Raw genomic sequence first — 21,375 nt, 5'->3', positions numbered from 1 at the left:
GGGGCCGATTGTCAGACCCCGCCCGTACAGTCGAAGACATCTGATCCGACGCACGGGCGGGAGGTGGCAGAACGTATGAGCGGCGCGGTTGCCGGGACGCACGCGGACGTGCCCGTGCGCCTCGCGGCGGTCTACCTGCCCGCCGACCTTCCCCGCCAAGGCCGGATCGCCTTCTGGGACCCCGACGGCGGCCCCCTGCCCGGCGAGAGCCAGGAGCTGACCGTCGTACGCCGGAACGGCGCCGGGGTCCGCCGCCGGCAGGTGCCCGCGCTCACCCTGCCGGTCGGCGACGCCCTCCCGGTGCTGGTCAGGGCCCGCCGCGACCCGGCCGCCCACCCCGCCACCGCCTGCTGGGGAGCGGCCGCCCAGCACGCGCTGCGGCTCGCCGCCCGGGGCCGGCTGCTGCCCGGCCTGACCCCGGCGGGACACGACGCCTGGCGAGCCGGCCCCCTGGAGCCCGCCGACATCGCCCATCTGCGCGCGGTGGCCGCCGCCCTGCCCGCCGAGGGCCACGCCGTCCCGCTGCCCGGCCCCGGCCCGCTCCTGCTGCCCCAGCCGGAGGCGCTGATCCGCTCCTTCCTCGACGCGGTCGCGGACACCCTGCCCCGCACCCCGGCCGCGCCCCACACCTCGGGCCGGCCGTTCGCCGCGCGCGAGGCCCAGCGTTTGCCCGACGCCCGGGAATGGGCCGCGGAGGTCGCCGCCGGCATGGACGCCGGCGTGCGGATCTCGCTGCGCCTGGACCTGTCGGCCTCCGACCTGTTCGACGACGGCGAGGGCGCGCACCGCGCGGGCGCGGCGATCGTCCAGGTGCACAGCCTGGCCGACCCGACCCTGCTGACCGACGCGGCGGCCCTGTGGGCCGGGCGGTCCGACGCGGCCTTCGGCCCCCGCGCGCGCGTGGACGCGGCGCTGGCGGTGCGCCGGGCCGCGCGCGTGTGGCCGCCCCTGGACCGGCTCGCGGAACAGGACGTGCCGGACGTCCTCGCGCTCTCCGAGGAGGAGCTGGGCGACCTGCTCGGAGTGGCCGCGACCCGGCTCGCGGCGGCCGGGGTCGCCGTGCACTGGCCCCGCGACCTGGCACAGGACCTGACCGCGGCCGCGGTCGTCAGGACCGCCCCCGGCTCCGCCACCGACGGCACCGGCTTCTTCGACGGGGAGGAACTCCTCCAGTTCCGCTGGCAGTTGGCGCTCGGCGGGGACCCCCTCAGCGAGGCCGAGATGGACGCCCTCGCCGAGGCCCACCGCCCCGTCGTACGCCTGCGGGACCGCTGGGTGCTCGTCGACCCGGCCCTCGTGCGCAAGGCCCGCAGGCGGGAACTGGGCCTGCTCGACCCGGTCGACGCGCTGTCCATGGCGCTCACCGGCGAGGCCGAGGTGGACGGCGAGACCGTCGAGGCGGTCCCCGTCGGCGTCCTCGCGGCCCTGCGCGACCGCCTCACGGCCGGCGTCCGCCCCGCCGAGCCGCCCGCCGGACTGCACGCCACCCTGCGCGACTACCAACTGCGCGGCCTGGCCTGGCTCGACCTCATGACCTCCCTGGGGCTCGGCGGCTGCCTCGCCGACGACATGGGCCTCGGCAAGACCATCACCGTCATCGCCCTGCACCTGAAGCGCGCCCGCACCGAACCGACCCTGGTGGTCTGCCCGGCCTCGCTGCTCGGCAACTGGCAGCGGGAGATCACCCGGTTCGCGCCCGGTGTCCCGGTGCGCCGCTTCCACGGCCCCGAGCGCACCCTGGACGGCCTCGACGGCGGCTTCGTCCTCACCACCTACGGCACCATGCGCGCCACCGCGGGACGCCTCGCCGAACAGCCCTGGGGGATGGTCGTCGCCGACGAGGCCCAGCACGTCAAGAACCCGTACTCGGCGACCGCCAAGGCCCTGCGCACCATCCCCTCCCCCGCGCGCATCGCCCTCACCGGCACCCCCGTGGAGAACAACCTCTCCGAACTCTGGGCCCTGCTCGACTGGACCACCCCCGGACTCCTCGGCCCCCTGAAGTCCTTCCGGGCCCGGCACGCGCGCGCCGTGGAGAACGGCGGGGCCGACGAGAACGCGGCGGCCGTGACGCGACTGGCCCGACTCGTGCGCCCCTTCCTCCTGCGCCGCAGGAAGTCCGACCCCGGGATCGTCCCCGAACTCCCGCCCAAGACGGAGACCGACCACCCGGTCCCGCTCACCCGCGAACAGGCCGCGCTCTACGAGGCGGTGGTCCGCGAGTCGCTGCTCGCCATCGAGACGGCCGAGGGCATCGCCCGCCGGGGCCTGGTGCTCAAGCTCCTCGGCGCCCTCAAGCAGATCTGCGACCATCCCGCGCTGTACCTGAAGGAGGAGGCCCGCGCCGACGGCCTCGCCGCCCGCTCCGGGAAACTGACCCTGCTCGACGAACTGCTGGACACCGTGCTCGCCGAGGACGGCTCGGTGCTCGTCTTCACCCAGTACGTCGGCATGGCACGCCTGATCACCGGGCACCTCCAGGCCCGCGCGGTCCCCGTCGACCTGCTGCACGGCGGTACGCCGGTACCCGAGCGGGAGCGCATGGTGGACCGCTTCCAGGCCGGCGCCACCCCTGTCCTGGTGCTGTCGTTGAAGGCCGCCGGCACCGGGCTCAACCTCACCCGCGCCGGTCATGTCGTCCACTTCGACCGCTGGTGGAACCCGGCGGTGGAGGAGCAGGCCACGGACCGCGCGTACCGCATCGGACAGACCCAGCCCGTCCAGGTCCACCGGCTGGTCACCGAGGGCACGGTGGAGGACCGCATCGCGGAGATGCTGGAGTCCAAGCGGGCCCTCGCGGACGCGATCCTCGGCACCGGCGAGGCGGCCCTGACCGAACTGACGGACCGGGAGCTGTCCGACCTGGTGTCGCTGCGGAGGACGTCATGAGCGAGGACGTCATGAGTGAGGACGGGCACCGGCCGGGCGACGCGGCCCGGCGCGCGCTGCGAGCGGCACGGGACCGCGGGGCGGAGTCCGGCGCCGACGAGATGGTTCCGGCCGAGGCGGAGCAACCTGCTGCCTCTGCGGCGCCGGACGCGCCGGACGGGGCCGTTCCGGAGCGGCGGGTGCCGCGGCCCGGTGACGCCGTGCGCCGTGCGCTGCGGACGGCCGCCGCGGCGAAGGGGGCGGAGCGGCGGGACACCGAACCCGAGGGCGCGACCGGGGCCGGGGCGCCGACTGCCGACCGTCCGACTGCCGACCGTCCGGCCGTCGATCGCCCGGCCGGCCGTCCCGGTGACGTCGCCCGGGAGGCGCTGCGGGCGGCGCGTGCCGAGGCGCGGCGCGCCGGAGAGGCCGCGGCGGCGGAAGCGGCACAACGGCGCCCGAACCGGGCCCCGGCACCGTCCGCGGCGACGGCCACGGAACGCACCCGCACCGCCCGCGACCTGAAACAGTTCCTGGCAACGGCGTTCCGCATGCCGAACGCGGACGACTCCGAGCCGCCCTTCGAGGGCGAGCACGGGCCGGAGTTCGAGCTTCCGTCCGCCGTGGCCACCCCGAACCCCCCGGAGCCGAACACCGCAGCCCCGGCTCCCGGCCACCGGACGCCGGAGGCCACCCGCAGGAGGCCCGCCGACACCCCCAGCTCCCCGTCCACCGCGTCCCCGTCCACCCCGGCCCCCGGCACCCCGGCTCCCGGCACCCCGGCTCCCGGCACCCCGGCTCCCGGTACTCCGGATCCGGGTGCCCCCCGTCTCCCGCGCACCATGGCCACCCCCCACCGCGACACCGAACTCCGCCGTACCTTCCCCTCCCTCCCGTCCCGTGCCTCCGGCACTGCCTCGGGGTTCGCCGGGACCTGGTGGGGCAACGCCTGGGTGCGGGCGCTGGAGGAGGGGGCGCTGGACGTCAAGCGGTTGGCGCGGGGCCGGAGTTACGCCGAGCGGGGCCAGGTGGACGCCATCACCGTGACCCCCGGAGCGGTCCTGGCCTACGTCCAGGGCAGCCGGCCCCGGCCGTACCGCGTGCAGCTGAGGCTGCGCACCTTCGGCGAGGAGGAGTGGGAGCGGTTCCTGGACGCCGCCGCCGACCGGCCGGGAGACATCGCGGCCCTTCTCGACAAGGAGCTGCCGCAGGCCTTCGCCGACAGCGGCGTCCCGCTGCTGCCCGGCGCGGGGGAGCTCGAACCCCGGTGCAGCTGCCCCGACGTCGGCCACCCCTGCAAGCACGCGGCCGCCCTCTGCTACCAGACCGCACGGCTGCTGGACGCCGACCCGTTCGTACTGCTCCTGCTGCGGGGCCGTGGCGAACGGGACGTGCTCGACGCCCTGTCCCGGCGCAACGCGGCCCGCGCGGCCCGGGAGCTGCGGCCGCAGTCGCTGCCCGGCGTCCGGGCCACCGAGGTGCTCGTCGACCGACAGCTCCCGCCGCTGCCGCCGCCGTTGCCGCTCCCGGCGCACCCCGAGCAGCCCCCGGTCTATCCGGGCGTGCCCGGCGGCCCCGACCCCTTCGCACTGGACCAGCTGGCCACCGACGCGGCGGCCCGCGCCCACGCCCTGCTCGCCACCGGACACGACCCGGTCGGCGACCTGACGCTCTGGCAGGACGCGGTACGGCTTGCCGCCGCCCGCCCGGGGTCCGGACTGACCGCGTCCACCCGCGCCCTCTACGCGTCGCTCGCGGACGCCGTGGGCCGGGCGCCGGGCGACCTGGCACGCGCGGTCGCGGCCTGGCGGCAGGGCGGCCCGGACGGCCTGGCCGTACTGGAGGAGCCCTGGGACCCGCCGGCCGGCCGCTTCGACCGGGCCCGGCCGCTGCTCCTCGCCGCCGACCTGCCGGCGTTCCGCCCCTGGCGCAACCGTCTCACGCACCCCGGCGGCCACGTCCAGCTCCGCCTGGGCCGGGACGGCCTGTGGTACGCCTACGAGTCCGAACCGGGCCACGACGACTGGTGGCCCAGAGGCACCCCCGACCCGGACCCGGTGGGCGCCCTCACGGGGCTCGGCACCTCGGACGAGCCGATGTGACGGGCTGTCGGTCCTTCCGTCAGCGGACCAGGGCCACGGCCGCCAGAAGAACCGCACCCGCGCAGACGGCCACCGTCCAGCCCACGCAGCGCACGCGCAGCGAGCGGTAGCGTCGCTCGTACTCGCCGCGCAGGGACCGGCACCGGGCGGCGACCCTTTCGAGGTCCTGCCGCGCCCGGCGCAGGCTGTCCTCCACGTGGTGGCGTTCGACCTCGTCGCGCTGGGACGTGGTCAGCCAGTCCAGGCGTTCGGTGAACTCCCGCGCCCGCTGTTCGGCCTCGGCGATCCTGGCCTGCCACAGCAGGAACCCCTCGGCCTGGTTGGCGAGGTCCCCGTCGGCTCCCGGCGCGCCCACGCGATGTCCCGCGTCGGTCATGTGTGCAGCCTGCTCGCCTCGGCCTCGGCCATGGCGATGTCCGGGTGGTGCAGGTCGAACGCCGGGGACTCGGAGCGGATCCGGGGCAGCGTGACGAAGTTGTGCCGCGGCGGCGGGCAGGAGGTCGCCCACTCCAGCGAACGGCCGTAACCCCACGGGTCGTCGACGCCGACCGGCTTGCCGTAGCGGGCGGTCTTCCACACGTTGTAGAGGAACGGCAGGATCGACAGGCCGAGCAGGAAGGAGGCGATCGACGAGACCGTGTTCAGGGTGGTGAAGCCGTCGGCCGCGAGGTAGTCGGCGTACCGGCGTGGCATGCCCTCGGCGCCCAGCCAGTGCTGCACCAGGAAGGTGCCGTGGAAGCCGACGAACAGCGTCCAGAAGGTGATCTTGCCGAGCCGCTCGTCGAGCATCTTGCCCGTCATCTTCGGCCACCAGAAGTGGAACCCGGCGAACATCGCGAAGACGACCGTACCGAACACCACGTAGTGGAAGTGGGCCACCACGAAGTACGAGTCGGAGACGTGGAAGTCCATCGGGGGCGAGGCCAGGATGACTCCGGTGAGCCCGCCGAACAGGAACGTCACGAGGAAGCCCGCCGCCCAGAGCATCGGCGTCTCGAAGGACATCGAGCCCTTCCACATGGTGCCGATCCAGTTGAAGAACTTCACACCGGTCGGTACCGCGATCAGGAAGGTCATGAAGGAGAAGAACGGCAGCAGCACACCGCCCGTGACGTACATGTGGTGCGCCCAGACGGTGACGGACAGACCCGCGATGGCGATCGTCGCGGCGACCAGGCCCATGTAGCCGAAGATCGGCTTGCGCGAGAACACCGGGATGACCTCGGTGATGATGCCGAAGAACGGCAGCGCGATGATGTAGACCTCCGGGTGCCCGAAGAACCAGAAGAGGTGCTGCCAGAGCAGTGCGCCGCCGTTCGCCGGGTCGAAGACGTGGGCGCCGAACTTGCGGTCCGCCTCCAGGGCGAACAGCGCGGCGGCGAGGACGGGGAAGGCGAACAGGACCAGGGTGGCGGTCAGCAGCACGTTCCAGGTGAAGATCGGCATCCGGAACATGGTCATGCCCGGCGCACGCATGCAGACGATCGTGGTGATGAAGTTGACCGCGCCGAGAATGGTGCCGAAGCCCGAGAAGGCCAGACCCATGATCCACATGTCGGCGCCCAGCCCCGGCGTCCGGATGGCGTCCGAGAGCGGTGTGTAGGCGAACCAGCCGAAGTCGGCCGCGCCCTGCGGGGTGATGAAGCCGCCGACGGCGATGGTGGAGCCGAACAGGTAGAGCCAGTAGGCGAACATGTTCAGCCGCGGGAAGGCGACGTCCGGCGCGCCGATCTGGAGCGGCATGATCCAGTTCGTGAAGCCGGCGAACAGCGGTGTAGCGAACATCAGCAGCATGACCGTGCCGTGCATCGTGAACGCCTGGTTGTACTGCTCCTTGGAGAGGATCTGCAGACCCGGCCGGGCGAGTTCGGCGCGCATGAGCAGCGCCATCACGCCGCCGATCAGGAAGAACGCGAACGACGTGGTCAGATACAGCGTTCCGATGGTCTTGTGGTCGGTGGTGGTCAGCCACTTGACGACGACGTTTCCCGGCTGCCGCCCGCGCAGCGGCACTTCACTCTCGTAGTAGTCGGGAGCCGGGTGCTCCGGTTCGTTGAGAACAGTCACGGGTTTGCTTCTCCAGACGCTGCGGGCCATCCGCGCCTTTGAGGCGAGTCACCGGCCATCCTTCCGGCTGCGGTCGGAAGAGGGGCCCCCGATCGGCCTCCGTACCGCCGAACGGGGGTCCGGTACCCACGAGTGGAGCAATCAGCGTGGCCATCGCCCCGGCGTGCCGACGGTCACCTGGACGTCTCTGTCCGGAACCGGCTTCTGGCAGGCGACGAAACCCTGGTCGTCGACGCGTCGCGGCCGTTCGTTGGGGACCAGGAGACGGCCCACCTCGGACGAGACGACGTACTCTCCGCGGGGCCGGTCGCGCAGGGCGGTGCCGAGCCGGTGTTCGGAGAGGCCCAGACCGTAGTGCGGCGCGGTGTCGAAGTGGCGGATGCCCGCGTCCCGGGCGGCGTCGGCGGCGGCAGCCGCCGTCCGGGGGCCGGTCGCCGGGCTCAGGCGGTGGCGTCGGCGCCGGGCGGGCTCAGGTGCCAGATCTCGGGGAGCTCGCTCCACTGGCGGCCCTCACCCCGGTCGGGAAAGGATTCCTGGCACGGGTCGGTGTGCTTCCACCAGCGCTGGGTCTCGGGGTCGGCCTCGATGGACGCCATGTCCGACGCGAAGTCCTCGCCGATGTACTCCATGTAGGCGAACAGCACGTCACCGTGGAGGAAGATGCTGTAGTTGCGGATGTTCGCCCGGTGCAGGGCGGCTTCGACGCCGGGCCAGACGGCGGAGTGGAGCCGCAGGTACTCCTCGCGGTGTTCGGGACGGAGCCTGATGGTCTGGGCGATGCGCTTCACGCCGGTTCCCCTGTCGGGTCGGTGGAGTTGGTCGGGTGGGCAGCGGTGTCGAACGGTGTCCGGTAGCTGGGCGTGCGGGTGCGAAGTCCGAGCCGCAGGGTGAGCCGGATGCGGGTGGAGGCGGGCAGCCGGACCGTCAGGTACGGTCCGTCGCAGACGGCTTCGGTCTCGGTGACGACGGGCTCGGTGTGGCCGTAGTCGTACATGTCGCCGATCCAGCTGTCGTCCTGGCAGGTCGTGTACCGGACGGCGGTGATGGTGTGCTCGGCGAACGCGCCCGCCTGGACGACGACCGTGCGGTCGGTCTCGGGGGCGAGGTTGACGAGTTCGACGGTGGTCGCCTCCGGGTCGATGGAGGTGACCAGGGCGGCGACGTCCTGGGGGAGGCCGGCGCGGCGGGCGTCGGCGTCGTGGTAGCGCAGCCGGGCCTGCTGCAGGCCGCCGTTGTACAGCACCTGGGGGCCGCCCCAGGTCAGCTGGACGAGGGCTTCGGTGGCCACCGGGTTGCACTGCTGCCAGACGTGGATGTCGGCCTCGGGCACGTCCAGGTCGCGGTAGCGGTCGATACGGCGCAGGCGGTGGCGGATCTGGGCCTGGGCGGTGGCGAGGATGCGCTCGGGGTAGTCGGGGTCGTCGCCGGCGAGGAAGGCGAACCAGGCCTTCTCGTGGCCGGACTCCTCCTTGGCGCGGAAGGGCCGCACGGTGCGCCAGTCGATTCCGTCGGCCTCGCGCAGGTGCTCCAGCCGGGCCCGGTCGGCCTGGGAGGAGGTGTGGTGCCACAGGGCCACCGGCACGGGGGGTGTGGCCGGGTTGTAGTCGAACCAGCCGGAGTCGTTGTGGCGGAACGGCAGATGGAGGGTGGGCGTGTGGACGTCGTCGGGGCCGAGTTCGACCGCCCATTTGGAGGGCAGGCTGGAGTCGGCCTCGGTGTGGGGCATGACCTTGGCGTGGCCGATGAGGGTGTCGAGGGAGGTCGCGACCATGGAGAGGTAGTCGTCGTCCCCGGTGACGGTGGCCGCCGCGAGCGCGGCCACGCAGGCCGCGTGACCGAGGCTGTGCCAGCCGTGCGGCCAGGACCAGCCGTAGTGGCCGCCGTACCAGCGGCCTTCCAGCAGGCTGCCGACGACCCCGTCCGGGCCGACGTTGTCCGGGATCAGGCCGCCGTTGGCCTCGGTGCGTTCGCGCCAGGCGCCGACGTACTCGACGATCCAGTCGCGGTAGCGTCCCTCGCCGGTCAGGATCCAGGCGTTGAGGACCAGTCCGGCGGCGGCGAGGTTCATCGTGGTGTCGCCGACGCCCGTCCGGTCGCGCATCTGGTCGCCCAGGCGCGGGTCCGCGGAGAGGGGGTAGGGGCCGTCCTGGGCGTCGGGGAGCCATTCGAGCGGGTAGCCGTAGGTCTCGGCCTCCTTCGGCAGCCAGGGGTAGACGTCGCCGTCGAAGAGGCCGGTGCGGTCGGGGTCGCTGCCGTTGTGGGGGCGGGTGATGATGCGGTGGGCGGGGTCGTAGTTGCCCTGGGCGGGGTCGACGTACAGCTCGGCGAAGCGCAGGGCGCGCTCACGCCAGCGGTCGGGGGCGGCCATGCACAGGAAGTACAGCAGCAGCAGGCTTTCGCCCTGGTGGAACCAGTCGTAGCCGCGCTCGTACTCGTCGCGCAGCATGTCCAGTTCGGTCAGCTGCCTGGTGACGCCTTCCCAGTGTTTCTCGCTGGCGGGCAGGAGGTCGTCGGCGCCACCGAGCAGGTAGAGCTGGGGCCAGTTGAAGAAGACCTCGTAGAAGTCGTCCACGCCGTCGCGGGTGGTCAGCCGGCTGGTGTAGTTCAGGCGTCCGTCGGGGCCGGTGAAGTCGCGTTCGAAGCGACGCCAGGCGTGGTCCAGCAGGTCGAACAGGGCGCGCTGGGCGACGGCCCAGCCCGGGGGTTCGAGCAGCGGGACCGTGGCCCGGACATCGAGGACGGCGGGCGGGGTGTCCTCGGCGCGGGCGTCGGGGTGGGAGTCGAAGGGCATGAGAGCGGTCACTCCTTGGTGGCGCCGGCGAGCATTCCGCTGACCAGGAAGCGCTGGGCGAACAGGAACACGACGAGCACAGGTGTGATGGCGACCAGCGTGGCCAGGGCCAGCTGGGGGCGTTGGATCGCGAGGTCGCCGACGGTGGGGTTGAACGACGGCACGTTGCTGAGCAGGCTGCCGACACCCACCTGGACGGGCATCTGGTCGCTGTCGGGGAGCATGACGTAGGGCAGGAAGTAGTTGGTCCAGTTGGCGACGAAGCTGAAGAACCCGACCAGCGCGATGACGGGTGTCGCCAGCGGCAGGGCCACGTGGCGGAAGACGCCGAACTCGGAGCAGCCGTCCATCCGGGCCGCGGCCAGGAGGTCCTTGGGAACGGCGGTGGCGAAGTAGATGTACGTCAGGTACACGCCGAACGGGTAGAACGAGTACGGCAGGATGACCGACCACATGGTGCCGATCAGGTGGACCGCGTTGATCTCCAGGAACAGCGGTACCACCAGGGTGGCGTTGGGCATCAGCATCACGACCAGGGTCGCGATCAGCAGCGCGCGCCGGCCCCGGAACTCGGTCATCGCAAGGGCGTACCCGGCCGGTACGGCCAGGCAGAGCGTGATGGCCAGGGAGACCGCGGCGTAGAGGGCGGAGTTGCGCAGCCAGGTCAGGACGGCGTCGTCCTGGAAGGCGGTGAGCGCGTGCCAGTTGGCCTTCAGCGCGTGCCAGGATCCGAAGGACAGCGGGTTGTCGTGGACGAGCTGCTGGTCGGTCTTGGTCGCCGCGAGCAGCAGCCAGATCACCGGGAGCACGAAGAACACCACGAAGACGGTGAGCACCGAACCCGCCAGCAGCCGGGAGGCCGCCTGCCGCGGTGGACGGTGGCGCGGCCGTGGTTCGCCGTGCCGGGTGGTGGCGTTCCGATCCCGTTTCGCGCGAGGCGCGGTGGCAGGAGGGGTGGATCGTGTGTCAGTCGGCATCGAAGAACCCCGATCGTGCGACGAAGACACCGGCGACCGACACGCTGACGACCAGGAGTTCCACGGAGACGGCGGCGGCTCCGTTGATGTTGTTCATCTGGAAGGCGAAGTCGTACGTCAGCTGGTTGAGCGAGTAGTCGCGGCCGGCCACGCCGTTGCTGGCGAGGGAGAGCAGCTGCGGCTCGACGAACAGCTGGGCGCCGCCCGCGAAGGCCAGGATCACCATGTACACGATCCACTTGCGCAGCATGGGGATCTGCACCCGCCAGGCGGTCTGCCAGCCGTTCGCGCCGTCGATGCGGGCGGCTTCCATGACGTCCTTGGGGATGTTGTTCAGGGCGCCGTACAGGACGACGATCCAGCCGCCCGCGCCGGTCCAGAACGCGATGATCGTGAACAGCAGGGCCAGGTTGCCGGGGGCGATGACGTCGCCGAAGGTGTGGAACCCCAGCGCCCCCAGCAGGGAGCTGACGGGGCTGACGGTCGGATCGAGCATGAACAGCCACACCAGGACGCTCGCGGCACCGGCCAGGGCCCCGGGGACGTAGTAGAGGAAGCGCAGCGCCTGGCTGAGCGCTCCGGAGGACAGCCGGTGCAGGAGCAGCGCCAGGACCACCACGAACACCACGAGCGACAGCAGCCAGAACACCAGGTACAGGGCCACATGCCCCAGGGAGCCGACGAAGCGGAAGTCCTGTGCCGTGGTGACGAAGTTGGAGAGACCGGTGAACGCGCCCCCGGCGTCGGTGAAGGCGAAGTAGATCGCGTAACAGGTCGGGAGGACGCCGAAGGCGATCAGCAGCAGTACGTAGCCGGCGACGAATGCCATGCCGGCCCGGCTCTGCCGGGTGGTGCCGCGAGGGCGCCCCCGGGCAGGGCCGGCCGAGGAGGGCGAGAGGGTCACCGGGACACCTTGTATCCGTCGGCCTGGGCGTACTTGACGATCGCGTCCTGCCAGGCGGGCAGCAGCGATTCGACGGTCTTGCCCTGGGTCAGGCCGGGTTTGACGGTGGCGGCCCAGATCGCCTCCTGGCTGAACTGCCCCGAGCCCCAGTCGGGCCACACCTGCGAGGAGGCGTCCTTGAGGGCGGTGAGGTCGCCGGCGAAGTACCCGGAAGCGGCCTGCGCCTTCAGCCAGTTGTCGGCCGCGGGCGCGTAGGCCGGGAAGCCGGGGGCCTTCTCGCCCTGGTAGGCGTTGTCGGTGGTGACCCACTTCAGGAAGTCGGTGGCCGCCTTGATGTGGGTGGAGTGCTTGGACAGCAGCCAGGTGCCGCCGCCGACGTTGCCGGTCGAGGGCGAGGTGTCGCCCTGCCACTGCGGTAGGGGTGCCGCCGCGATCTGCTTGGCCGGGGTCTTGAGCCCGCTGTTGAAGACCGCGCCGCCGTACCACGCCGGGCCGGGCATGAGCAGGACCTTGCCGGCCTCGTTCTTGGCGAAGTCGGTGCTGAAGACGCCGCTGATCGACATCGACTTGTTCTTGATCAGCACGTCCAGCAGCTTGGCCATCTTGGTGCAGGCTTCGCTGGTCGTGTTCACCGAGACAGCCTTGGGGCCGGTGATGTGGTTGGCGCCGCACTTGCTCGCCCACAGGTATATCTCGGGGGTGAAGGTGTCACCCGCGTCGCCCACGAGGTAGCCGGGGTGCTCCTTGGCGACCTTCTCACCGAGCGTCTGGTACTCCTCCCAGGTCGTCGGCACCGCGTAGCCGAACTGCTTCAGCAGCGGCGCGTTGTACCAGAGCACCACCTGGGAGAGGTCGTTGCGCAGGCAGTACAGGGTCCCGTCCACCGTGCAGACGTCGTTGGCACCCTTGGCGAACCCGCCGAGGGTCGCCTGCGGGATCAGGCCCTTGTTCAGCGGCGCCGCGAAGCCCGCGTCGACGGCCCAGCTCGCCTCGTTGTTCTGCGAGCTGAAGACGACGTCCGGCCAGCCCTTGCCCGTACGGTTGAACAACTGGACCTTGGTCTGAAGGTAGTTGGACCCGTTGGCGTCACCGTCGTAGCTGACGATGTGCAGCTTCACGCCCGGGTGCGACGCCTGGTACTGCTTCGCGGCGGCCATGCGGGTCGCGTCCACCCAGACGGTCAACGCCCCGTCGTCCTGGGCGGCCTGCGCGAACCCGTCCTTGGTGGTCGTACCGGAGGTACCGCCGCCGCTGCCACAGCCGGCCACGGTGAACAGTACGGCGGCGACACAGCCGGCCAGCAACGAAGGCTTGTGGACGGACATAAGCGACTCCATGGGGTTCGCGTGCGGCTGCAGGCGGCTCTGTCGTACCGCCGCGGAAGAAATTAGCCGCCACATGGAACGGGGAGTCAAGGGGTGGGTACGGCTTTTTCGTTGCTCGACGTACGCAATGAAGACATCTCCTCGGAGCAGAGACCGGATGTTAGGGCGCATACCGCCCATCACTGATGCTCCACTTGACCTCCACTGGCGAAAAATGAGTACGACTTATCATCGCCTGAGGTACGATGGGCGCAGCGCGAAGGTCGATCGGCCGTCGTCGTCGCAGTCACCCGGAGGCAGCACACATGAAGGACACGCCCGCCGTGGCGGCAGTGGTGAACGGCGCGGACGAGCGGCGCGACTACCGGCCGGGGTACGAGATCGTGGCGGAGCGGATCCTCGAGTTCATCGCCGAGGCGCGCCTGGTCCCCGGCGACCGGATGCCCACCGAGAACGACCTGGCCCAGCAGTTGGACACCAGCCGAGCCGTGGTCCGGGAAGCCGTGAAGATCCTTTCGGCGCTCGGCCGGGTCCGGGCGCACAAGGGGCGCGGACTGTTCGTCGCGGACGACGACGGCATGCTGATCAGCAGTCGCTGGGGCGGCTTCTTCCGGCCCGTGGACCTCGATCACGTCTTCATGCTGTTCGAGTTCCGCAGGGTCCAGGAGACGGCCGCTGCGAGGCTCGCGGCCACCCGGGCCACGCCGGCCGAACTGCGCAACATCGAGGTCGCCATGCAGCAGTGCCGGCACGGGTACGTCCATGGCGACGTCGACGTCTTCAACCAGGCCGACGAGGACTTTCACGCGGCGCTGGCCGCGGCCTCGCACAACACCTTCCTCGGCAGCGCGGTGCGGGACGCCCGTCGGCTGCAGCGCCAGTCCAGCGCGATCGGCATCCATGACTCCCTCGGAGAGGGCACCTTGGCCGCGGTCGAGGAGCACGAGGCGATCTACCGTGCCATCCGCGACGGCCGGCCCGACGAGGCCGCCGAGGCCACGGCGGCGCACCTCGACCGGACGCTGGAGGACTACCGGCGGGAGATCCAGCGCCGCCTGTTCGGCTGACCTCTTCGCAGGAAGGAGCCGGCCCTGCGGTGGGCCAGGGGCTGAGGGGACGCAGGCTGAAGGGACCCGTGCCGCGGCGCGGCGCGAGCCCCTTCCCGCCCTGGTCGTTCGCAGGGGCGTTGCGCGGCGGCCCCGGGCTACCGGCCGTAGCCCGCGGCGTTGATGTTGGACTGTACGGCGTTCTCGGTGGCGTCCGACGGGTAGCCGGAGGTCATGACGCCTTCGTAGAAGGTGCCCGCGGCGCCGTGGCTGTTGTCGCCGCCGATCCCGAGGATGATGGCGCCCTCCTTCTTCATGGGGTTGTAGCCGGAGACGTTGGGGCGGACCCCGTTGTAGAAGGTGGACAGCGAGCCGGACTGGGCGTTGCCGCCGCGGATGGCCCACTTGTTGGGGCCGCCCTTGATGACGGCGGTGAGGTAGCGGTTGCTGATGGAGGGGTCGTTCGCGTTGTAGTGCTGGTTGACGCCGGAGAACAGGCCGTTCTCCAGGTCGGCCATGATCCAGGGGCCGTTGCCGCTGCCGTAGCCCCAGACCTTGATGTTCCCGAAGTAGATGGCCTCCATCGTGCCGTTGCCGTTGTCGCGGCTGTTGGTCTCGGCGTTGCCGTAGTCGAAGCAGCAGCCGCCGTTGTAGTGCGTGCCGTCCAGGACGGCGTACATGCCCTCCGGCTGGTCGCCCTTGGCGACTCCGTTGGTGCTGTTGTTGCGGTATCCGGTGCCGGGGGCGACGTAGACGCCGTAGGCCTTGTGACCGGCGAGGGTGGTGGGTGCCGCGGTGGCGTTGGCGAGGTTGTCGTAGCCGCCCGCGGCGGGGCCGGAGAAGCCGCCGGGGGGTGCCTGGGTGAGGCGGTTGTTGCGGCCGGACTGGTCGTAGATCACGGTGATGAGACAGGTGGTGCCGGCGCAGAAGGAGTCCTGGGCGGCGGCGTTGGCGACTCCTCCGGCGCTGAGGACGCCGATGTCGCGGGTCGCGTTGTCGGACGCCCGCCGTACCTGGTAGAGCGGCCCGTTGTAGGAGGCGTACAACGCGCGGGTGGTGCTGTGGGCCGCCACGCAGGGGGTGCCCCCGGCGGCGTACAGATCGCACGGCAGGGAGGTGGCGGCGGGAGCGGCCGGCGCGGCCGGGGCCGTTCCGGTGAGCACGCCGACGCTCAGCGCTGCGGCTGCTCCGGTGGCGAGCAGCGCGTGCCGCAGGGTGCGGGGCCGTGGCCGTAGGGACATCGTGACTCCTTCGATGGTGGGGGGTGCTGCCCGGCGGGCGCCGGGCGGGGGATCAGAACTGGGTGAAGAACTTCCGGATCTCGTTCGGCACCCAGGTCCTGGAGGCGCTGTCGCCGCCCGCGCAGCTCAGCGGTACCCGGCCGCGGTGATGGCCGCCTGTACGGCGTCGTCCGTCGCGTCGGAGGGGTAGCCGGCGGTGATGGCGCCCTCGTAGAAGGTGCCGACGCTGAGGTTGGTGTTGCCGTTGCAGCAGTCCCCGCCGCTGCCGAGGATGATGGCGCCCTGCTTCTTCATGGGGCTGTAACCACTGGGCAGCGAGCCCGCGTACAGCGTGTTCAGACCGCCGGACTGCGCGTTGCCGCCCTTGATCGCGAACCGCGAGGTGCCGTTGTTCTTCAGCATCGCGGTGACGAACTTGCTGGTGAAGGCACGCTGGTTGGCGTTCCAGGAGGTGCTGCCACCCGGGAACAGTCCCCACTCGAGATCCGCCTGCACCCACGGGCCGGATCCGGAACACCCGCCGAACCAGCACGACTTGCTGAAGTTGATGGCATCCATCGCGCCCGGGCCGTCCGCCTTGCGGGTGGTCTCGCTGTTGCCGTAGTCGAAGCAGCAGCCGCTGTTGACGTGCGTGCCACTGGTGACCATGTACATCCCCTCAGGGGCGCTGCCGGTGGGAACGCCCGTCAGGTGGCCGTCGCGCCAGTAGCTGTTGCCGGCGTTGATGTACAGCGAGTAGGCCTTGTTGCCGCCCACGGTGAGTGACTCGCTGGTGGCCTTCGCCGCCGTGTCGGACCCGCCGACGCCGCCCGGCCCCTGATAGCCCAGGTTGTTGCCGTGTCCCGACTGGTCGTAGACCCAGGTGACGACGCAGGTCGTGCCCGCGCAGAAGGAGTCCTGGGCCGCGGCGTCGGCCGGTCCGCCGGTGACGGTGACGCCGATGTTCCTGGTGGCGCTGTCGGACGCGCGCCTGACCTGGTACAGGGGGCCGTTGTACGCGCCGTACAGGGCGCGCACCGTGCTGTGCGCTGCGATGCACGGGGTGCCGCCCGAGGCGTAGAGGTCACAGGGGTGCGCGCCTGCGGCGGCGGCCGGGGTCGGTGAGCTCAATGTGGCCAGTAAGGCGGCCGACAGCGCTGCCACGCAGGCCGCCGCCCTGGTCGCCGCGCGTAAGAGGCCCGTTCGGGCGTGTCCGCAGACGAGCCTTCGCCGTCGTGGACATGAGCATGACAGGGCTATGGCCATGGGGGACTCCGGAGGATTCGGCGACCTTGGTTGACGGGACGGGTGTATACGGGGGGTGCGCTGTACAGAACGCTCTTTGTCCGAAATTCCGAACACTACTCGGGGTTTCGGACACTCTGGAATGATAGGAATCCCGTAGCGATCGTCAATGGCCCTCACAGGATTTCGTCCAGCGGGTTGACGAATAGGGGGCAGGGCTCGGCCGGACGGGGCGGATTCGACTCGGCCGCGCCCCGGCGTGCCGGCCGGCTCGACCGGCAGGCGGGCCCGCCTGCGGTCGGACCCTCCGGACCCCGCCCACCTCGGCCGATGAGCGACCGCCGCATCCCTGCGACCGTTTCGCTGACGGACCACCAGGACCGGCACTCGACCGTGTCCGCGTCGCGGCCATCTCGTCCGCGTCTCGGCCCGGCCTGCGAACCGTTCGCTTCTGTCCAGATTGCGAATCTGTGTCCGGCGCTTGACGGGCGACCTTCTGACTGCGTAGACATGTCAGCGCAGTCAGAACCAAGGCGAGCATCGGTCACAGGGCGGGAATGCGGCCCGCGCCGGACGTGCGCGTACGACCGACCAGTACCCCGTCTTCCTGCTGCCCGGCAGTGACGCTCCCCCCGCCCGACAAGGTCCGGCCCCCACCCACTCCTCGGAGGTTTCCCCATGGCGGTCCTGCCCGCCCGCGTCCTCTTCGGTGCCGCGTACTACCCCGAGTACACGCCCGCCTACGACCCCGAACTGCGGCCCGACGAACGGCTGAAGACCGACCTGGACCTGATGGCCGAGGCGCACTTCACCGTGATCCGGGTCGGCGAGTCGGTCTGGTCCACCTGGGAGCCCGAGAACGGCCGCTTCGACCTCGACTGGCTCCAGCCGGTCCTCGACGGCGCCCACGAGCGCGGCATCTCCGTCATCCTCGGCACCCCCACCTACGCGGTGCCGCCGTGGCTGGCCCGCCAGTACCCGGAGATCACGGGGGAGCGGCGCACCGGCGAACGCATCGGCTGGGGCGCCCGCCAGGAGGTGGACTTCACCCACCCGGCCTTCCTCTTCCACGCCGAGCGGATCATCCGGAAGATCGTCGCCCGGTACGCCGGCCATCCGTCGGTCATCGGCTGGCAGGTCGACAACGAACCCGGCCTGCACCTCTTCCACAACCGCGGTGTCTTCCAGCGCTTCGTCGACCACCTGCGCGACAGGTACGGCGACGTCGAGACCCTCAACCGCGAGTGGGGCCTGGTCTACTGGTCGCACCGGCTGTCCGACTGGTCCGACCTGTGGACCCCGGACGGCAACGAACAACCGCAGTACGACGTCGCCTGGCGGGAGTTCCAGGCCCGGCAGGTCACCGAGTTCATCGGCTGGCAGGCCGGCATCGTCCGCGAGTACGCGAGGCCCGAGCACTTCGTCACCACCTGCGTCTCCTACACCCGCCAGGGCGTCGCGGACGACGAACTGGCCGCACGCCTCGACATCGCCGCCGGCAACCCGTACTACGACATGCAGGACGGCCTCCTGCTGCCCGACCCGACCCCGGACGAACACGAGCAGAGCTGGAAGACCACCGGCCTCTGGTCGATGTACCGGACCGCGGACTGGATGTACTCCTCCCGCCAGCAGCCCTTCCTGGTCACCGAGACCAACGCGAACTCCATCGGCTACGCATGGGACAACCGTCCGGGGTACGACGGCCAGTGGCGCCAGACGGCGTGGGCGCACGTCGCCCGCGGGGCGCGGATGATCGAGTACTGGCAGTGGGGGACCCTGCGCTTCGGCGCCGAGACCTACTGGGGCGGTGTCCTGCCGCACAGCGGGCGGCCCGGCCGCACCTACGCGGAGATCGCGCGCCTGGGCGCCGAGTTCGAGAAGGCCGGTCCGCTCGTCGCGGGAATCGAGCCGGACGCCGACATCACGATGGTCTACTCGACGCCGAGCAAGTGGCTGATGCAGAAGTACCCGCCGCTGGCCAAGCCGAACGGCGAACCGGACCCCGCCGCCTACCACCGCATCTTCGACCCCTTCTACCGGGGCGCCTTCGACGCCGGCCGCCAGGTACGCATCGTGCACGTCGCGCGACTGGTCGAGGACACGACTCCGGAGGAGGCCGCCCGCCGCCACCCGGTGCTGGTCGTCCCGGCGCTCTACATCGCCACCGACGCCACCCTCGACTGGCTCACCTCCTACGCGCACGCCGGCGGCCACCTCGTGCTGGGCCCCCGCACCGGATACGCCGACCACGAGGCCCGCGCCCGGATCGACAGGGCACCGGGCCGTCTCGCCGAGGCCGCCGGTGTCCACTACGACGAGTACAGCAACCTGGTGGAGGCCGTACCCGTCCGCGGTGTCCGCGGCGCCCCGTTCGAGGTGACCGCCGGCGCGACGGCGACGCGCTGGGTCGAGTGCCTGACGCCCGTCGACGCCGAGGCGCTGGTCTCCTACGAGCACCCGCACTTCGGGCGCTGGCCCGCCGTCACCACCCGTCGGCACGGCGCCGGGCGTGTCACCTGCGTGGGCACGGTCCCCGGCCGTGACCTCGCCCGGTCGCTGGCCGCCTGGCTGGCGCCGGACCCGTGTGGCGGCTGGCGGGACCTGCCCGCGTCCGTGACCGTCACGACCGGGACCTCGCCGGACGGCCGGCGCGTCCACGTCGTCCACAACTGGAGCTGGCAGCCCGCACGGGTCGCCTCCCCGGTGCCCCTGTCCGACGTCCTGAACGGCGACGACGTACCGGCCGGCGCGCAGGTGGGCCTGGGCCCGTGGGACGTCCGCGTCCTCGTCGCCGGACACGACGGCACCGCGTCCCCAGAGCGGTCCTGAAGGAGGAGCCAAGCGGAGAAGACCCCGGGAAGGGTGCTGCGGCACCTCCGGTGCGGCCACCGCGCCCCGATTAACGGTCATGGGGTCGGCACCCTGTCAGTAGAGTGAGAGGCGTGAGGATGGACGAGCAGTGAGAGCGCCCCGCACTCTGGTCAGTCTGGACGAGATCGACACCGGTGATCACGTCTGCCAGGTGTTGGACCGAGCCGACCACGTCATGGACCACAGCCTGTCCTTCGTCGCGGACGGGGCCCTGTACGGCGACAAGGTGGTGATCGTCGGGCCGCCTCTCGAAGCGGGGAGCGAGTTCGCCCAGCTCGTACTGGACCCGGCCCGGCTGGACGGCTCCCTGCTGGCCGCGGTGCGGCGGGAGGCGGCCAACGCCGACCGCGAGGGGTTCCGCTCGCTCCGGGTGCTGCACCACGTCGGGAACGACCACCGTCCGGAGCGGACGAAGGAACTGCTGCGCAGTGAACTCGACCTCGAGGAGTTCGCCGCCGACACCGGGGCCCTGGTGGTCTGCGCCTACAGCGGTACCGACTGGGACTCCCCACTCCTGGAACAGGTCGGTTGCGTGCACCCCCACAGTCTGGGCAGCCGTCCGAGAGTGCCGTCGTTCCAGGTGTACCGCACGGGGAAGGAAGGGTGGACGGTGAACGGGATCGTCGACAGCGAGGGCGCGGTGGCCTTCGGCTCCATCCTGTGCGCCCTCCTCGCCCAGACAGCCACGGTGCGGCTGCGCTGCCAGGCACTGGAGTTCTTCGACGCCGCCGGGATGAGCGCCCTGGCCGACGCGGCCAGGCACCTTCCGGACCGCAAGGTCGTCCTGGAGGGAACCAACGACACCGTTCGCCTCACCTGGCAGCTGTCCGGCTTCGCCATCCCCGAGATTCCGGTGGTGATGACGCCGTGACCTCGTCCCCTCCCGCCTCGACCGCTCCTGGCACCGGATACCGGCACGAGCTGTACCCGTACTCGGGCAGGGACGCGTTCGTCGAGGGTGCCCTCGGTTTCATCCACGACGCCCTCGCCGGGGGCGAGGCCGTCGTCGTGGCCGTCCCGCAGGACAAGGCGTCCCTGCTGCGCGCCGAGACCGGCGACGAGGACGCCGTCCGCTACGTCGACACCGACGGGGTCGCGCACCACCCCGGTCGGCTCATCGGAGCCTGGCAGGAATGGCTCCATGAGTACGCCTCGCAAGGACGGCCGGTCCGCGGGATCGGCGAGTCCCCCTGGGACAAGGTCCGCAGCCCGGCCGAGGCCGAGGAACTGCGCTACCACGAATGGCTCCTCAACAAAGCCTTCGCCCGGGGCCCGGCCTGGTGGCTGCTGTGCCCCTACGACATCGCTCACGACAAGGCGTCACTGCCGGAAATGGCCCGGTGCCACCCCGAGCTGCGCCAGGACGGCCGCACCATGCCGTGTGAGGACTACGACCCGCAGGCACCGTACCGTTTCGCTCCGCTCACCGACCCGTGCGACCCGTACGAGGAGTTCGCCTACAGCAGGGGTGACCTGCCCGCCCTGCGCGAGAAGATCGCCGCGTGCGCCGAACGGCACGGCCTGACCGGCCGCCGCCTGAACGAACTGCACCTGGCCGCGACGGAAGTGGCCACCAACAGCATCCGGCACGGCGGCGGCCAGGGTGTGCTGCGCACCTGGAGCGAGGAGCGCCGGCTCGTGTGCGAGTTCCGCGACGCGGGATACATCGAGGATCCCCTGGCCGGACGGAGAAGGCCGGAGGCCAGGCAGGTCGGTGGTCGCGGCCTGTGGCTGGTGCACCAGCTCTGCGACCTCGTGGAGATCCGCTCCGCACCGGACGAGGGGACCAGGATCAGGCTCCACACCGAGCTGCCGGAGTAGAGGACCGTGGCGGACATCGCACTCGCAAATGTGTGGGTCTGCCACAGGACAACCGGGGCAGACGGTGGGACAGAGGCAGGGCCCGCAGCACACCTGTGGCCCTGCCCGACGAGAACCACCTGGAAGGGAGTCCCT

The 21,375-nt window shown here is 71.3% G+C and carries 12 protein-coding genes and 4 pseudogenes; 6 read left to right on the top strand and 10 right to left on the bottom strand.

What is annotated here, in order from left to right; genetic code table 11:
- Window positions 1-75 precede the first annotated feature (75 nt).
- Together AB0G52_RS19290 and AB0G52_RS19285 are read left to right on the top strand one after the other, a co-directional pair.
- The gene (locus tag AB0G52_RS19290) at window positions 76-2,889 is read left to right on the top strand and encodes a DEAD/DEAH box helicase (RefSeq protein WP_361337454.1); all 2,814 of its coding nucleotides are present in this window, start codon (window positions 76-78) and stop codon (window positions 2,887-2,889) included.
- On the top strand, window positions 2,886-4,970 hold the full coding sequence (locus AB0G52_RS19285) for an SWIM zinc finger family protein (RefSeq protein WP_361337452.1): 2,085 nt from the start codon (window positions 2,886-2,888) through the stop codon (window positions 4,968-4,970). The genes AB0G52_RS19290 and AB0G52_RS19285 overlap by 4 nt, the downstream gene beginning before the upstream one ends.
- A 19-nt stretch (window positions 4,971-4,989) precedes the next feature.
- Here the strand turns inward: AB0G52_RS19285 and AB0G52_RS19280 are convergent, their stop codons facing one another.
- From AB0G52_RS19280 to AB0G52_RS19245, 8 genes and pseudogenes are all read right to left on the bottom strand, one after another.
- Window positions 4,990-5,346 (bottom strand): cytochrome C oxidase subunit I, encoded by a 357-nt coding sequence (locus AB0G52_RS19280; RefSeq protein WP_132891437.1) that lies wholly within the window; start codon window positions 5,344-5,346, stop codon window positions 4,990-4,992.
- A 35-nt stretch (window positions 5,347-5,381) separates the two neighbouring features.
- A pseudogene (gene ctaD, locus AB0G52_RS19275) lies at window positions 5,382-7,037 on the bottom strand (cytochrome c oxidase subunit I); the annotation flags it as partial.
- 213 nt (window positions 7,038-7,250) lie between these two features.
- Window positions 7,251-7,454: pseudogene (locus AB0G52_RS19270) on the bottom strand (aldo/keto reductase); the annotation flags it as partial.
- Between the two features lie 23 nt (window positions 7,455-7,477).
- Window positions 7,478-7,825 carry an L-rhamnose mutarotase gene (locus AB0G52_RS19265; protein ID WP_361337450.1) on the bottom strand — a complete coding sequence of 116 codons (348 nt, stop codon included), beginning with the start codon at window positions 7,823-7,825 and terminating at the stop codon, window positions 7,478-7,480.
- Window positions 7,822-9,828 (bottom strand): hypothetical protein, encoded by a 2,007-nt coding sequence (locus tag AB0G52_RS19260; RefSeq protein ID WP_361337448.1) that lies wholly within the window; start codon window positions 9,826-9,828, stop codon window positions 7,822-7,824. The genes AB0G52_RS19265 and AB0G52_RS19260 overlap by 4 nt, the downstream gene beginning before the upstream one ends.
- 8 nt (window positions 9,829-9,836) lie before the next feature.
- The gene (locus AB0G52_RS19255) at window positions 9,837-10,805 is read right to left on the bottom strand and encodes a carbohydrate ABC transporter permease (RefSeq protein WP_361337446.1); all 969 of its coding nucleotides are present in this window, start codon (window positions 10,803-10,805) and stop codon (window positions 9,837-9,839) included.
- Complete coding sequence (locus AB0G52_RS19250) at window positions 10,795-11,709, bottom strand: sugar ABC transporter permease (RefSeq protein ID WP_361337444.1); 915 nt, start codon at window positions 11,707-11,709, stop codon at window positions 10,795-10,797. The genes AB0G52_RS19255 and AB0G52_RS19250 overlap by 11 nt, the downstream gene beginning before the upstream one ends.
- Window positions 11,706-13,034: an extracellular solute-binding protein gene (locus tag AB0G52_RS19245; protein WP_361337442.1), complete on the bottom strand. Its 1,329-nt coding sequence runs from the start codon at window positions 13,032-13,034 to the stop codon at window positions 11,706-11,708. The genes AB0G52_RS19250 and AB0G52_RS19245 overlap by 4 nt, the downstream gene beginning before the upstream one ends.
- A gap of 305 nt (window positions 13,035-13,339) precedes the next feature.
- Here AB0G52_RS19245 and AB0G52_RS19240 point away from each other — a divergent pair, with 305 nt between their 5' ends.
- A complete protein-coding gene (locus AB0G52_RS19240) occupies window positions 13,340-14,101 on the top strand; it encodes an FCD domain-containing protein (RefSeq protein ID WP_132891431.1) in 762 nt (253 codons plus the stop codon).
- A gap of 146 nt (window positions 14,102-14,247) precedes the next feature.
- Here AB0G52_RS19240 and AB0G52_RS19235 read toward each other — a convergent pair.
- Both AB0G52_RS19235 and AB0G52_RS19230 read right to left on the bottom strand, forming a co-directional pair.
- Window positions 14,248-15,321 (bottom strand): annotated as a pseudogene (locus AB0G52_RS19235) (arabinofuranosidase catalytic domain-containing protein); the annotation flags it as partial.
- A gap of 126 nt (window positions 15,322-15,447) precedes the next feature.
- Window positions 15,448-16,401: pseudogene (locus tag AB0G52_RS19230) on the bottom strand (arabinofuranosidase catalytic domain-containing protein); the annotation flags it as partial.
- An 822-nt stretch (window positions 16,402-17,223) separates the two neighbouring features.
- On the opposite strand from AB0G52_RS19230, the gene AB0G52_RS19225 reads away from it, so the two are divergent.
- The 3 genes from AB0G52_RS19225 (at window position 17,224) to AB0G52_RS19215 (ending at window position 21,240) form a co-directional block, all read left to right on the top strand.
- Window positions 17,224-19,377: a beta-galactosidase gene (locus AB0G52_RS19225; RefSeq protein ID WP_361337440.1), complete on the top strand. Its 2,154-nt coding sequence runs from the start codon at window positions 17,224-17,226 to the stop codon at window positions 19,375-19,377.
- Between the two features lie 130 nt (window positions 19,378-19,507).
- Window positions 19,508-20,290: an MEDS domain-containing protein gene (locus tag AB0G52_RS19220; protein WP_361337438.1), complete on the top strand. Its 783-nt coding sequence runs from the start codon at window positions 19,508-19,510 to the stop codon at window positions 20,288-20,290.
- Window positions 20,287-21,240, top strand: a complete 954-nt coding sequence (locus AB0G52_RS19215; protein ID WP_361337436.1) for a sensor histidine kinase — start codon at window positions 20,287-20,289, stop codon at window positions 21,238-21,240. The genes AB0G52_RS19220 and AB0G52_RS19215 overlap by 4 nt, the downstream gene beginning before the upstream one ends.
- Window positions 21,241-21,375 lie beyond the last annotated feature (135 nt).

The sequence above is a fragment of the Streptomyces sp. NPDC021562 genome (genome assembly GCF_040640875.1).
Lineage (GTDB): Bacteria > Actinomycetota > Actinomycetes > Streptomycetales > Streptomycetaceae > Streptomyces.
The sequence above is the reverse complement of the archived record's forward strand: the minus strand, read 5'-3'. Positions and strand labels throughout refer to the sequence as shown.

What these genes read in the sequence shown, in the direction of transcription:
- AB0G52_RS19290 (WP_361337454.1), top strand. Translation starts at nt 76, where the DNA reads ATGAGCGGCGCGGTTGCCGGGACGCACGCGGACGTGCCCGTGCGCCTC.
- AB0G52_RS19285 (WP_361337452.1), top strand. Translation starts at nt 2,886, where the DNA reads ATGAGCGAGGACGTCATGAGTGAGGACGGGCACCGGCCGGGCGACGCG.
- AB0G52_RS19280 (WP_132891437.1), bottom strand. Translation starts at nt 5,346, where the DNA reads ATGACCGACGCGGGACATCGCGTGGGCGCGCCGGGAGCCGACGGGGAC.
- AB0G52_RS19260 (WP_361337448.1), bottom strand. Translation starts at nt 9,828, where the DNA reads ATGCCCTTCGACTCCCACCCCGACGCCCGCGCCGAGGACACCCCGCCC.
- AB0G52_RS19255 (WP_361337446.1), bottom strand. Translation starts at nt 10,805, where the DNA reads ATGCCGACTGACACACGATCCACCCCTCCTGCCACCGCGCCTCGCGCG.
- AB0G52_RS19245 (WP_361337442.1), bottom strand. Translation starts at nt 13,034, where the DNA reads ATGTCCGTCCACAAGCCTTCGTTGCTGGCCGGCTGTGTCGCCGCCGTA.
- AB0G52_RS19240 (WP_132891431.1), top strand. Translation starts at nt 13,340, where the DNA reads ATGAAGGACACGCCCGCCGTGGCGGCAGTGGTGAACGGCGCGGACGAG.
- AB0G52_RS19225 (WP_361337440.1), top strand. Translation starts at nt 17,224, where the DNA reads ATGGCGGTCCTGCCCGCCCGCGTCCTCTTCGGTGCCGCGTACTACCCC.